8 protein-coding genes are annotated in these 12,279 nt (G+C 61.1%); all 8 read right to left on the reverse strand.

Annotation, left to right across the window (positions count from 1 at the left end):
• Positions 1–25 precede the first annotated feature (25 nt).
• Positions 26–1,060: a chemotaxis protein CheB gene (locus ACNKH3_RS05005; RefSeq protein ID WP_417915755.1), complete on the reverse strand. Its 1,035-nt coding sequence runs from the start codon at positions 1,058–1,060 to the stop codon at positions 26–28.
• Positions 1,061–1,086: 26 nt separating this feature from the next.
• Positions 1,087–4,431 (reverse strand): chemotaxis protein CheW, encoded by a 3,345-nt coding sequence (locus ACNKH3_RS05010; RefSeq protein ID WP_420208459.1) that lies wholly within the window; start codon positions 4,429–4,431, stop codon positions 1,087–1,089.
• A 94-nt stretch (positions 4,432–4,525) separates the two neighbouring features.
• Positions 4,526–5,146: a HAMP domain-containing protein gene (locus ACNKH3_RS05015; protein WP_420208460.1), complete on the reverse strand. Its 621-nt coding sequence runs from the start codon at positions 5,144–5,146 to the stop codon at positions 4,526–4,528.
• Positions 5,147–5,206: 60 nt separating this feature from the next.
• Positions 5,207–5,590 carry a response regulator gene (locus tag ACNKH3_RS05020; RefSeq protein ID WP_417916281.1) on the reverse strand — a complete coding sequence of 128 codons (384 nt, stop codon included), beginning with the start codon at positions 5,588–5,590 and terminating at the stop codon, positions 5,207–5,209.
• A gap of 5 nt (positions 5,591–5,595) precedes the next feature.
• Positions 5,596–6,111 (reverse strand): chemotaxis protein CheW, encoded by a 516-nt coding sequence (locus ACNKH3_RS05025; RefSeq protein ID WP_417916282.1) that lies wholly within the window; start codon positions 6,109–6,111, stop codon positions 5,596–5,598.
• A 115-nt stretch (positions 6,112–6,226) separates the two neighbouring features.
• On the reverse strand, positions 6,227–9,430 hold the full coding sequence (locus ACNKH3_RS05030) for a methyl-accepting chemotaxis protein (RefSeq protein WP_420208461.1): 3,204 nt from the start codon (positions 9,428–9,430) through the stop codon (positions 6,227–6,229).
• Between the two features lie 316 nt (positions 9,431–9,746).
• Positions 9,747–10,268 carry a transposase gene (locus ACNKH3_RS05035; RefSeq protein ID WP_420208462.1) on the reverse strand — a complete coding sequence of 174 codons (522 nt, stop codon included), beginning with the start codon at positions 10,266–10,268 and terminating at the stop codon, positions 9,747–9,749.
• A gap of 179 nt (positions 10,269–10,447) precedes the next feature.
• Entirely contained in the window at positions 10,448–12,217 is a 1,770-nt protein-coding gene (locus ACNKH3_RS05040; RefSeq protein ID WP_420208463.1) for a chemotaxis protein CheB, read from the reverse strand.
• Positions 12,218–12,279 lie beyond the last annotated feature (62 nt).

Consider the following 12,279-nt stretch of genomic DNA (forward strand, 5'->3'; position numbering starts at 1 on the left):
TTCCTCAAGGGTTCCATTCCGCCGCTCACTCCCTGATGAGCAGGCTGATGGTTTCAGCCAGCCTGCTTTCCTCGACCACCATGTCCACCCGGTTGCGCTTGATCGCTGAGTCGGTCAGATTGGGATAGACGCAGCTGTCCACGCTCTGGGCGATGGTTCTGCCGCCTTGCTTCTGAATGGCGGCAAAGCCTTCGGAGCCGTCGTCGCCGTAGCCGGTGAGCAGCACGCCCACGGTCTTTTCCCGGAAGGCTTCAGCGGCGGAGACAAAGAGGGTGTCCAAGGGATGCTCGGTCGGGTCGCCGATTCTGAAGCAGGGATCGCCGTATTCAGTGAAATCGACTGTCACCGCCAGCAGATTGGACTGGATGTAGCAGACTCCCTGCTCGATCACGGCGCCGTCCTCGGCCATGGCGATTTTCCAGCTGGCGAACTCGTTGAATTTCTCAATGAAGGCGGGCAGTATCTTCGGCGAGATCTCCAGCAGGATCACCGCCGCCGCAGGCAGGCCGCCTTCGAGCCGGGTCATCAGGCGGATGAAGGAGTTCGGCCCGGTGAGCGAGGTGCCGATGACCACCAGCGAGCGCAGGGAGCCGGACGCGCTGGGCAGAGTCTGGCTGGCGCCGTTTTTCCGCACCCGCACCCGGCGGATGTTCTGAAAATTAACCGCCGTGGCTAATTTGATCCGGTCCACAATCTGCTGCTTGGCCACGTGGATGTCGCTGGAAATCGCCCCGGAGGGCTTGGCGACGAAGTCCACCACGCCGAGGCGCAGGGCCTCGAAGGTGATGGAGCCGTCGCTGAAGAGCGAACTCAGCACCACAATCGGCACCGGCGCCTCGATCATGATGTGGCGGATGGCCTGGAGGCCGTCCATCACCGGCATGTCGATGTCCAGCGTGATCACGTCGGGATGCAGCTCCTTGATTTTTTTCAGCCCTTCCAAGCCGTTGCGGGCCACCCCGATCACCTCGATTTCAGGATCAGACTCCAGCAGGTCGCTGATCGCCTTGGTCATGAAGGTGGCGTCGTCAACCACCAGCACCTTGTATTTTTTGTCCATGCCGCCTCCGCGCTGGAATGCCGTCCTCAGTGTATGACTGGCTGCTCGCCGCTGCTGGCCGCCGTCTCCCGCCGCCGTTTGCGCTTGAAGCTCAGGCTGCGCTGCTCCTGCTTCTCAGCCTGATCCTCGCCCGCGATCTTCACCAGCTCTGGAATGTCCAAGATCAGCGAGATGCCGCCGTCGCCGAGGATGGTGGCCCCGCCGAAGCCGCTGCCGGTGCGCAGATACTCGGCCAGCGGCTTGATGACCACCTCCTCCTGGCCAAGCAGCTCATCCACGACCAAGCCGACCTCCTGCGTGCCGGTGCTGACCACGACCACGAACATCTTGTCCTCGTCCTCTTCCGAGCGGTCAATATGGTAGATTTTGCCGAGCCGGAAGATGGGCATGGTGATGTCGCGGATATGGATGACATCCACGCCCTCGATCACGGAAATCTCCTGCCGGAAGATGCGCAGGGTCTCCTCCACTGAGGTCAGCGGGATGGTGAACTTCTCCCTGCCCACCCGCACCATCAGGGCCTGAATGATGGCCATGGTCAGCGGGATTTTAATCCGCATCCGCGTGCCCTGGCCCGCTTTGGAGCTGATCTCGATCATGCCGTTGAGCCGCTCGACATTCTTGCGCACCACGTCCATGCCTACGCCCCGGCCAGAGGTCTCAGTGGTCTTTTCAGCAGTGCTGAAGCCCGGCTCCATGATGATGCGGAGCACTTCAATGTCGGACATCCGGTCCAGCTCCTCTTTGGCGAACAGGCTCTTTTCCAGTGCCTTGGCCCGGATACGCTTGGGGTCAATACCCCTGCCGTCATCGGTGATCTCGATCACGATGTGATCGCTTTCGTGATAGGCTTCCAGCATCAGGGTGCCCTGCGGCGGCTTCCCGGCCAGCTTCCGTTCGGCAGCGGTCTCAATGCCGTGATCCACCGCGTTGCGGATGATGTGGATGAGCGGGTCGGAGATGGATTCGATGACCATCTTGTCCAGCTCGGTCTCCTCGCCTTTGGTGATCAGGCGGATGTCCTTGTCGCTGCGGTGGGTCAGGTCGCGGACCAAGCGGGGATAACGCTTGAAGAGCTGATCAATCGGCAGCATCCTGATCTTCATCACGCCTTCCTGCAATTCGTTGGAGACGCGGCCCAGATGCACACCGGCCTCACTCAGGCGGAAGGCGAACTCGTGCAGCGGTTTCAGCTCGCTCTTGGAGAGCTTGGAGCGTTCTTGCAGCAGGAGCTGAAGGCCGCGCATCTCATTGACTAACTGGGCAAAATAAGCGCGGCTGACGACCAGCTCGCCCACCTGATTCATCAGGTAATCGATCTTTTCCGCATCCACCCGGATGCTGCTGCGGGGGGCGGACTTCCGCAGCGCTGGCCGTTCGGCTGCCGTCTCGGCATCCTCTTCCTCGGCAGGCTCCTCAGCAGCCGCCTCCTCCAGCGGTTCTTGAGGAGGCGGCTCCGCAGGCTGTTTCGTCTCGATCACCGGCAGCGGTTCAGGCTTGGCAGGCGGCGGCGCAGAGACAGGCGCGGCCATTTCGGCCTTCCTTGCCTCTGCCTTCTCCGGCGCAGGAGCTGCGGGCTTGGGCGGGGCAGGGGAGGGCGCGGAATCCTCCGGCCCGCTTTTGTCCATGATCTTCTCGATCACATTGTCCATCTCATATTCGGCAGCGTCAGGCTGCGGGGACATGGACAGCTCCAGCGCGCTGCTGAGGCGGGCGAAGAGATCGCTGTCGTCCTCGGACGGCTCCGCAGCTGCGGCAGCCTCCACGGCCGGTTCAGGGACAGCAGCTATAGGCGCGGGGACGGCGGCCTCTGGAGCCGAGGGGCTGAGCAAAGAGATGACCGTCTCCTCGGCGCCGTCGAATTCCGCGCTGACCGTGTCCGCTGTCGGCGGCGCAGGCGGCTGAACAGACTTGGCCTGCGGCGGAACGGCCACTCCGGCCTCATCAGCGGCGGCTTGGGGATAAACCCGCGCCAGCTCGTCAAGGAAGCTGCTCAAGGCAGCGGCGGCCTCCTGACTGCCGCCGCTCTCCTCCGCCTGCCGCAGGGCCTGCTGCCACGACTGGCAGAAAGCGGACAGGCTGTGATACTCCATGTAATTGGCTGAAGAGGCCAGCCGCAGCACTGCTTCGCGGCAGCGCGCCAGCACCGCCTTTTTGTCGGCGGCGGCAAACAGCTCCTCCTGCTGCCTGCGGAGAAGGCTTCCCTCGGTCTGAAGCTTTTTCAGGAAAATGGCCACCAGCTCCTCGTCGTACTCATCCTCAGACAGCTCAAATTCGAGGGCCGCAGACCGCGCCGGCGGCTGGACGGAAGCCGCCGGTTTGGATGGCGGCTCCTCCTCGTCGTCGCCGCTGTCAACAGCGGAGAGGGCGGCGGCAACCGGGCCGCCGCTGTCCTCGTCATCAGAAAAAATCGATTCCAGCGCCAGATCGAGATCGTTGGACCGGGCAGAATCCTGCCCCTCGTCCTCCTCATCATGCCCTTCATCCGAAAACAAAGCCTCCAAGGCCGCGTCGCCCGGCGGACGCGCTGTCTTTTTGGCCGTCTGCTCCGCCTCGTCCTGCGAGTAGCCCTCCATCGCCTGCGGGAAGGAGCGGATGATCTCGTCGATGTACTCCTGCATGAAGCTGAGATTCGGCATTTTGCCGGAGGAAAGCTGCTCGATGGCGGCGCTGATCTCCCGCTGCCAGTCGGTGTAGTGCTTGGCCAGCTTCTCGTAGCCCATGTAGTTGGCCGAGGACTTCAGGCTTTTGATCGAGTCGCTGCACCGGTAGAGCACGTCCTGCTTGTCCACCGAGATGGACAGCTCCACAGTCTGGGCGTAGAGGAAGGGAATGTTCTCCTTGAGCTGCTGAAGGAAGATGTTGTACAGCTCCTCGTCATACTCCTCGCTGATGCTCTCCTCGGCCAGACGGCCCGGACGCGGCTCAACACTGTCTTCCGGCGCGGCGGCGGCCTCCTCTTCCGGCGGCGGCTCCGGCGCAGTTCCGCCTTCGACGCTGCGCCTGATCCGGGCCAGCAGGTCGTCCACCTCCGTTTTTTCAGCCTGGCCGCTCTCCAGCTCCTCGACCAGCAGGTTGATGCGGTCCTTGCTCTCGATGAGCAGATCTGTTGTCGCCGTGGTCAGCTCGCGCTCGCCTTTGCGGATCAGGTCAAGCAGGTTCTCCAGCTTGTGCGACAGCTCCGCGACCCGGTCAATGCCGACAAACTGCGCCGCGCCCTTGATGGTGTGCACCGAGCGGAACAGCTCGTCCATGATCTCCCTGTTCCCCTTGCCGCGCCCCTGCTCCAGCTTGAGCAGAGTGTTTTCCATCTCTTCAAGATGCTCCGCCGCTTCAACAATGAAATCCGGCAGCATTGACGTGTCGATCATATTGCTCACCCTGTCGCAGTCCGACCATGCAGGTTGTCAAGTTTTTTGCAGCGTTTCCGGCCCGGCCCCTCCGCCGGACGCGGCTTTCTCTTCCTTATTCTTCCAAAGCGGCAGGCGATTTGCAGGCGGCGCCTCCTCCGCAGCAGCGTCCGCCGGAGCCGCAGTCGGATTCAGCCAGCATCCGCTCATGCTCCAGCCTGATCTCAAAATAGCTGAACGAGGTGACGATGTCCTTCAGACTGTCGTTCTCCTCCCGCATCCGCTCAATGTCCTCCTCAAGGACAGCGTCCGGGGGTGCGGCGGCGGCCCGCTCGGCGATCCGCTCCAGCAGATCGCGGCTCTCCTGGCTGTGGTTCCAGACAAAGAGCAGCACCTCCTGCATGTTGACCGCCAGATCGTTGACAGTCTCGGCCAGCCTGCCGATCTCGTCGGCGCGGCTGACCCGGTGCAGGCGGTCCAAGTGGCCGTCGGTCATCAGCCGGGCGGCGGCCTGAAGTCCGGCCAGCGGCTTCAGCACCTGCGCCTGAAAAAAGAGCAGGGCGGCGGCCTGAACGCAGAGGAGCAGGCCCAGAGCCGCAAGGGCGGCCAGCGGCCGGCCTCCGCCGCTCAGGACGAACGCGCCCGCGAGCAGGGTCAGCAGCAGAGCTGACATGAAGAAAGCCAGAGCCTTGCTCTTCAGACTCATGCCTTCCGCTTCCTGAGACGAGGTTGACATAGGCGACAAATCCGGGTTGAAGATCGTTCATGCGGCAGCGCCCGCAGGCCGCGCCGCGCCTCAGGCGCCGGGACTCCGGTCTCCGTCCTGCTCCTCCGCCTCAATCATGTCCAAAATTTCCTTTGCCTTGTGCTTGCTGGCAAAGCCGCGCGCGCCAAGTTTCTCCACCTCGGCCCGATAGACCTCCTCGTCAAGGTTGGAGAGAAAAATGATGTGGGCGGACTTGTCATAACGCAGGATCTCCTTGGCCGCCGCCAGGCCGTCCATGTCGCGCATGGTGATGTCCATGGTGACGATGTCGGGCTTCAGCTCCTTGTACAGCTCGATGGCCTCGATGCCGTTCTTGGCCTGCCCGACCACGATGTGTCCCGGCGGCTGAAGCAGCTTGACGATCATCTTCCGCATCATGGAGGAATCATCGACAACCAGAACCCGTTTGCTCATCTGAGTTATTCTCCGTTGAGTGAACTGAGCTGCTGCAGCTCATCCGCCATCAGAATGCGGTTGAAATCCAGCAGGATGAGAAGGCTGCCGCCGATGTCGCAGACTCCCTTGATGTAGCGGTTCGCCAGCCCGGCCATGACCACGTCCGGCGGCGGCTCAATCGTGCTTTCCATAATTTTCAGAACCTTGGTGACCGAGTCAACAATGAAGCCGGTGACGCGGCCGCCGATGTCGAGGATCAGAATCCACGCGTCCTTGGCGGAGTTCTCCTTCCGGTAGAGATTCAGCCGCTTGCGCAGCTCGATGACCGGAATGATGTTGCCGCGCAGGTTGATGACTCCCTCAATGAAATCCGGGGAGTTGGGCACCGAGGTGATCGGAGCGGAGCGGATGATCTCCTGCACCATGAGTATGTCGACCCCGAACTGTTCCTTGCCGATCGTGAAGCCGACCAGCTGCATGAGCTGCTCTTTCTCTTCCCGGTCAGCCGCCCGTTTTTCAGCTGCGAATGTTTCAGGCATGAATTGGTCTCCTCGTTGCGCGGGGCAGCCCGCGTTTTCGTTGAAAGCAGACTGCTCCGCGCCTGAAGCCCGAACGGACAGACGCGGAGCAGCGGACAAGAGGCGTTCCGGCGGGTTAGAGCTTGAACTGCTCAACCTGCTGCCGCAGGTCGGCAGAAGCCGCCGAGAGCTGGTCGGTGATGCTTACGACCACGCCCGCGCCTTCCACGGTCTTCTTCGCGCCCTCAAAGGACTGCTGGGCGATTTTGATCGCGTTGGCGGAACGCTGGCCCTGCTGGGCAACCAGCTCGTTGAGCATCTCGGTGCGGCGCACAATCTCGCGCATCTCGCCGTCAATGGCGGACGAGCCTGCGGTCGCTTCGGCAACCAGCGCGCTGATGATCTGAGACTGCTGAACCATCGCGCCAAGGGCATCCTCCGCAGCTTTACGGCGGACACCCTGCTCGCCTGCCATCGTGGCGATCTCCTGGGCCATTTTGTTCAGCTGCTGCACCAAGCCCTGGACGCTCTGGATGTCGCGCTCGACAACCTGGGCGACCGTCGCGATCTCCTCAATCGACTTCATGTTGTTACGGCCGCTGGCATCGATCTGCGCCAGCGCGCCTTGCAGCTGCTCGGAGTATCTCGTACCCTCCTCAACTTTCGCGGTCGAGTCCTTGATCAGCTGGGTGATCTCTTTCGCGGCCTCAGAGGAACGCTGGGCCAGCTTACCAACCTCGTCTGCAACGACCGCGAAGCCCTTGCCGTGCGCACCGGCACGGGCGGCCTCGATCGCGGCGTTCAGAGCCAGCAAGTTGGTCTGCTCCGCGATTTCGGTGATAACGCTGATGATTTCCGAGATCTGCCCGGAGGACTCAGCGATGGCGCGCATACCGGCAACGGTGTTCTCAACCGCGACGCGGCCTTGGTTGGCGGCTTTCAGCGACTCCTGACCCTGGGAGGTGGCGTTGTTGATCGCCTGGCCCATGTTGCGCACGGCGGCGGTGATCTCGTTCATCGAGGCCGTCACCTGCATAACCATTTTACCCTGCTCGTTCGACGTGGCCACAACCATCGCGCCGGTCTGACCCATGGCGCCTACGCGGTCGGTAACGGTCTCAGCTTCTTTTGACTGCTTGATAACCGCGCTGCTTACGGTGTTCATCGACTGGAGCAGCTCGGCGATGGTGTGCTGGGATTTCTGCGCTGATTCCTGCTGGGCTTTCGCGCCCTTCGCAACCTCTTGGGCGGTGGAGCCCATGGTCTCCAGCAGCTCCCGCGTCTTTTCAGACTGCTTCACCTCGATCTCAGCACGGTCACGGTTTGCAGAGGCGCGGCCTGCCACGTCCTGGGCGTTGCTCGCTACTTTCTGCGAAACCTGCTCGACCTCGCGGAACGACTTGTTCAGCTCGACGAGCATCTCGTTGAACTGCGCGGCCATCTGTCCTACCTCGTCGCCCGAAGCAACCGGCACGTTCAGGGTCAGATCCCGCTCCGCAGCAACCTGCCGTACAACTTCGGCGATGGATACGATCGGCTTGGCGAACAAGCCTCCGATGAACCAGGCCATCGCGGCGATGGCGATGATGATGATGACACCGGCGATCAAGGCGCGGTTTCTTGCCGCGTCAACCGCCGCAAGCGCCTCTTTGGTGTCGAGCTTGGAGACCATGATCCAGTCAAAGTTGACTCCAAGGTACTTTTTCAGCTCCAGAGGCACCGCCGCGCCGATGACCGCGTCGCCGACGTAGTCAACAGACGGGGTTACCACGCCTTTCTCGCCCGCTTTGACCGCCTCTTCAACCAGAATGGTTTTCAGCGGCTGCTCCTGAAGGAGCTTGAGTCCTTTACGGGAGTCAGAACGGGGGCGCTGATCCTCGGCGCCGACCATAAAGGTCTCGCCGGTCTCGCCCAGACCGGTCTTCTCATCCATGTAGGCTTGGAGAACGGTGTTGGTCAGACGGACGGCGACAAGGGCCTGCACCTGATCTTTTTCCATGATCGGCGCGGCAAGGAAGGTCAGCGGCCTGCCGGCGGGCGCATAGTCAGCATAATCGGCCAGCTGCACTTTGCGGTTGTCGCGGGCGGCCTGCAAAACCTTGCTCAAGTTGGTGTCTTTAAACTGAGGATCGCTGAAAAGATTGGCGTGAAACTCCTTTTCCCGCTTGACCGAGTAAAAGCAGTAGCCGTCCTTGGCGTTGACGAGATAAATGTCGAAGTAGTCATACGCCTTGGCGTACTTGTTCAGCAGATCCTCGGTCTCGCCTGCCGCTTTGGGCACGAGAATCTCGGTCAGGGCGCCGGTGGTGACCAGACCCCAGTTCACGCCCGGCACGTTCAGCGGCAGGAAGGTCGTCAGCTCGAACAGACCCGTCGGGCCGATCTGGTAGAAGAAGCCTTTTTGACCGGCGAGAACATCCTTGGCGTTTTCGTCCATCTTGGCATCGCCGATCTTGCCCTGCTTGACGATGCGGTCTGAGGCCAGCCTGGGGCTGTCCGGGCTGCCGGAAACCATGAAGGACTCGAAAGTGCTCTCCAGACCCTCGCGCTCCTGCACGATGGCGTTGATGTCTTTCGGCGGAATTTGAATGATGACCGCGCCGATGGTCTGGCCGTCGCTTTTCACCGGCGTGCCGATGAACAGCGTCTGCTGGTTGTTGGCCGGCGCGTAAGCGGAATAGTCCTCCAAGCTCGTTTCTTTGAGTGCTTTGGCGAAGACCCGGCCCACGCCGCTGTCCCTCAGGCTGCCTTTGACCAAGTTCTGGCCAAGGTCAGATTCTTCCCCGGAAGAGTAGACAACGTCACCGTCAGCGGACACCAGCATGATGTCCTCATAACCGTGCACGGCGCCGTATTCTTTGAACATCGGGTCGTACTTTTCTTTGTAGCCGTTCCACATGCTGCCGCCGGTGCGGCCTCCTTCCTCACGGAAGGCCTGCTTCAGCTCCTCAAGGGCGCTGACGGTGGAAAGGCCGACGGCGAAAACCTTTGCGTCAGCGAAGCGTTTGTTCAGGAAGCGCTCGATGGCCTGCTTCTTGGCGGCCTCGAAGCCCTGCATTTTGGCGAGCGCCTCGGCCTGAAGACCGGCCATGATCTGGGAGAGAATGGTCATGTCGCCCTGACGCTCTTCCAGATACCGGATAATCTCTTTCTTTTTCAGCTCGCGGACAGACTCAAGCTGGGCGTAGGCACGTTCCGTCAACGCGCTCCGTGAGGAGTAATAGTCCATCAACGCGTTGATCAGGTAGGGCACCGTTCCTACCATGAGCAGCAGGGCCATGAGCTTCCACCGGAGGCCCCAGCCCTCTTTAAAGGTTGTTTTTGCCTCTTGACGTTTCATTCCCTTGTTCCCTCCTGTCTCTGGTTCGATTCCGGGACTGCGGGCCTGCGGTTCCGCCCGCCTGCCGCCTCCTGACTGCGGTTTCCTGGGGAAACCGGGTTCAGCCGCGCTCCACGCTTCCTGCCCATGTTGTCCTCATTCCCTCCTGTCTTGAAAAAATAATTCCGCACTCGTTTCCTTGTTTATATGGACATCTTCAAAATTCCGCAAGCCTGCCGTGCAGGGGGCGGACGTTTTTTGTATTTTTGATGCGTCTGCGTGCAGAGGCGGACCGTGTACGGGCGGTTCGCGTGTACGGGCGGTTCGCGAACCGCCCCTACGGAATTCGGATCATGCCGGACGGTGCGGCATCCGCATTCAATTGATCTTCCGCCCATCGGGCCGGGTTATTCTGAATATATTCCCGGACGGCCTGCAATTCCTGTTCATTCCGAATGACCCGCTCCCAATAATTGCGCTGCCACAACGGCACGCTCTCTGCCCCGCGCAATGCGTTGACCCGTTTGGTGGACACCGTTTTAAATGCGCCGATCAGCCGACCCAGAGGTTTCTTCTTTTCTGAAGAAACGTCCAGCAGAACAAGGATGCCGTGCAGATGATTCGGCATGACCGTCCATGCGTCCAATTCCACATAACTATGCTGGGCGGCCAGCCATTCCCACGTTGCGGCGGCAATTTCTCCTGCCGCGTTCAGCCGCATCTGCCCGTCCGCAATCTCCCCGAACAAATATTCCCGCCCTTGGGTGCAAATCGTCACAAAATACGCCCCGGCCTGCGTGTAATCATACCCCTGCAAGCGGATGGAACGGCGATGATGAATTGCCGGGTCGTAACGCATTTTGTCATTTGATGTGTAGGGGTGGTTCGCGAACCACCCCTACGGGATTCATTTCAATCCCCGCGAAACCACCGTGAATGGCAAACATTTTTGCCTGCGATCGCGTTCGGCAGGCGCGTTTCGCACCGCAGGGGCGGTTGGTTCGCGAACCGCCTGCGGAATTCCGCCTCGTTGCAGCGTCATGCCGCCAAAATTCCGTGGATGGTCTCCGGGATGTCCGCGTCCGGCAGCACCGCCGCCTCGCGGCAGTGCGCCGAGACCGACCAAGGCATGTCACGGTAGAGGCAGCCCGCCGGGTCCTGGACGATGCCTGCGCCGCCGACGCGGAGGATTTCGGCCATGCCTTCGGTGCCGTCCTCGCCCACGCCGGAAAGAATCACCGCCACCGCGTCGTCCTGCATCACCTCGGCCACCGAAAAAAAAAGCATGTTGATCGAGCCGCGCTGCGTGGCGAAGGGCGCGGCGGAAAGATGCAGCACCAGCCCTTCCTCGCGCTCATGCACGGTCATGTAGTCCTCGCCGGAGGAGAAATAGCAGCAGCCCGGCTCCAGCGGCTCGTTGTTCGCGGCCCGTTTGATCCTGAGCGGCGAGAAGCGGTCCATGTATTCGACAAATGCGTCCAGATGCTTGGACGGGGCGTAGAACATGACTAAATAGGCGGCGGGATATTCGGCGGAAAGATGCGGCAGGAGCTTGAGCAGCGCGCCGTAGCCGCCCTCTGCCGCGCCGACAGCCACAATTTTCTCGCAGCGGGAGCCGGACGGAAAAGCGGCCTGCTTGTTCTTGTTCACAGCCCGGACATAGCGCACCGCCTCCAGCTCGACCTCAGCAGCCAGATGCACCTTGCGGGCGATTTCCTTGGTCTGCTCGTTGAGATCAACTTCGGCGTTGCGCGAGGGCTTGGAGACAAAATCCACCGCGCCGTACTTGAGCGCGTCAAACGTCACCACCGCGCCGTCCTGGGTCATCGAGCTGAGCATCACCGTCGGGGTCGGCGCCTGAATCATCAGATGCTTGATGGTCTTGAGGCCGTCCATGACCGGCATCTCCACGTCCAGCGTCACCACGTCCGGCTTGAGCTGAGGAATGAGCTGAAGAGCCTCCTCGCCGTTCTCCGCCTCGCCCACCACCTGAACAAAGGGATCGTCCTTGAAGATGCCCGCGATCACCTTGCGCATCATCTTGGAGTCGTCAACGATGAACAGGCTGATTTTCTGCGCCTCGGTTCTGTCCGCAGCCGGCCCCAGTCCGCCGTCCAAAGCGGCCTTCCGTTTCAGCCTTGAGGTCACGCGGATGGTTTCCAGCTCATGCGGGCTGATGACCCGCTCGCCGCCGCCCGCCTCGGATTCAATGATGAAGCCGGGCGGCGCCCATTCAAAAATTTCCAAGGCCGCCTCGGCGCCGCGTTTTTTCTCGCAGACCGCGTTGACCAGCCTGCCTTTGTCAAAATCAAGCAGACCGTGCTTTTTCGCTCCGAAGCGGACCGAGACGCGGGCGGTGCGTCCGGCGGCCTCAAAGAGCGCGTCAATTTTTGCCGCCGAGATGCCGGGATGATAGTCGTTCTCGTCCAGCCGCTGAAGGCTTTCCAATATCGCGCAGCCGATGACCTCCAGATTGGCCGGCTTGGCCGCGTAGAGGTAGATGGAGTCCTTGCTCGGATAATTTTCGACCAGCTTGTGCGAGGGATGCCCGCCTTTCGTCATGACAATGCACTGGACATGGCGGTAGGAGGTCGAGACCAGCGACAGCACTTCCAGCGCGTCAAGACTTTCGGCATGAAGGTTGACCACCAGCACCGCGATTTTCTCATGCTTGAGCTTGTACAGCTCCTCGCCGGGACTGGTCGCGGTGAGCACGTCGAACTGATCGTATGCCCGCAGCAGCTCGTAAAGATCGTTGACAAAAAGCAGGTCGTCGTCAACGATGAGAATTTGCGATTTATCAGACATGGATGGCAGCTCGTCTGATGTTCACAAGAGATCAAAAAAGTGATGATGCATAAGAAAATTCC

It is taken from the genome of Candidatus Electronema sp. JC (assembly GCF_048287365.2).
GTDB lineage: Bacteria > Desulfobacterota > Desulfobulbia > Desulfobulbales > Desulfobulbaceae > Electronema.